The organism is uncultured Fretibacterium sp. (assembly GCF_938030725.1).
GTDB lineage: Bacteria > Synergistota > Synergistia > Synergistales > Aminobacteriaceae > Fretibacterium.
Genome location: NZ_CALHIQ010000111.1, coordinates 1 through 1,459, shown reverse-complemented (window position 1 = coordinate 1,459; position 1,459 = coordinate 1). Strand labels below are relative to the sequence as shown.

Annotated in this window: 2 protein-coding genes; both read left to right on the top strand. The window is 66.8% G+C overall.

The features are described 5' to 3' along the window. On the top strand, nucleotides 1–1,316 hold a 1,316-nt coding region (locus Q0629_RS06620), incomplete at its 5' end, for a sodium-dependent transporter (protein ID WP_298780473.1). Between the two features lie 37 nt (nucleotides 1,317–1,353). After that, a partial coding sequence (locus Q0629_RS06615; protein WP_298780475.1) for a hypothetical protein occupies nucleotides 1,354–1,459 on the top strand: 106 nt, incomplete at its 3' end.

Genomic DNA, 1,459 nt, shown 5'->3' with positions numbered 1-1,459 from the left:
GCGCCATCGGCCTCGGCAACGTGTGGCGCTTCCCCTTCATCACGGGGCAGTACGGTGGGGCGGCCTTCGTCCTGATCTACGTCGTCTGCCTGCTGGCCCTGGCGCTGCCGCTCCTCGTGATGGAGTTCGCCGTAGGGCGCGCGTCCCAGCGCAGCGTCGTGACCTCCTTTGCCGCCCTCTGCCCCCAGCACCGGGCCTGGTCCGTCTGGGGCTACGCCGGATGGATCGGCTGCACGCTCCTCATGATGTTCTACACCGTGGTGACGGGCTGGATGCTGGCCTACACGTACTACTCCGCAAAAGGAGACCTGGCGGGACTCACCCCGGACCAGGTTGGAGGCGCTTTCGCCAGCCTCCTCGCGGACCCGGAGTCCATGGTGCGCTGGCTGGCCCTGGCGGTAGGCGTTAGCGCCGCCGTCTGCTGCTCCGGCCTCAGGCGGGGCGTCGAGCGCGCGGCGAAGGCCATCATGGCCTGCCTCCTCGTCATCATGGTCGCGCTGGCCGTTCGTTCCGTCACCCTGCCAGGGGCGGAGCGCGGCCTCGAGTTCTACCTGAAGCCCAACTTCGCGAACCTCACGGCCAACGGCCTCTGGACCAGCGTCTACGCAGCCTTGGGACAGGCCTTCTTCACCCTGGGGCTCGGCGTCGGCAGCATGGCCATCTTCGGCAGCTACATCGGCAAGGACCGCTCCCTGATGGGCGAGGCCCTCCTGATCTCGACGCTGGACACGGCCGTGGCCCTCTGCGCGGGGCTCATCATCTTCCCCGCCTGCTTCGCCTACGGCATCGAGCCGGGCGCGGGCCCTGGCCTGATCTTCGTCACGCTGCCCAACATGTTCAACCAGATGCCCAGCGGGCAGCTCTGGGGCACCCTCTTCTTCCTCTTCATGAGCTTCGCCGCCCTCTCCACCGTCATCGCCGTCTTCGAGAACATCCTGGCCTGCTTCATGGACAAGCTCGGCTGGAGCCGGCCCCTCGCCGCCCTCGTCACGGGCTGCGGGCTCTTCGTGCTGGCCCTGCCCTGCGCCCTGGGCTTCAACCGGTGGTCCGGCTTCCAGCCCCTGGGCGCCGGGTCCGGGGTGCTGGACCTGGAGGACTTCATCGTCAGCAACAACATGCTGCCCCTGGGCTCCCTCGTCTACCTGTTCTTCTGCGTTTCCCGTTACGGTTGGGGCTGGGACGGCTTCATCCAGGAGGCGGACGCCGGACGCGGCATCAAGTTCCCGGCCTTCCTCCGCCCCTACTTCACCTGGGTGGTGCCCCTTCTCGTGCTGTCCATCTTTGCGGCGGGCTACTGGGAAAAGTTCGTGAAGTAGCCGGCCCCTTCGCTTCAGGAATCGAGGTTATCGTGCCATGGAAAAGAAACGGGAAACTCTGGGAAGCCGGCTGGGCTTCATCTTTCTTTCGGCGGGGTGCGCCATCGGCCTCGGCAACGTGTGGCGCTTCCCCTTCATCACGG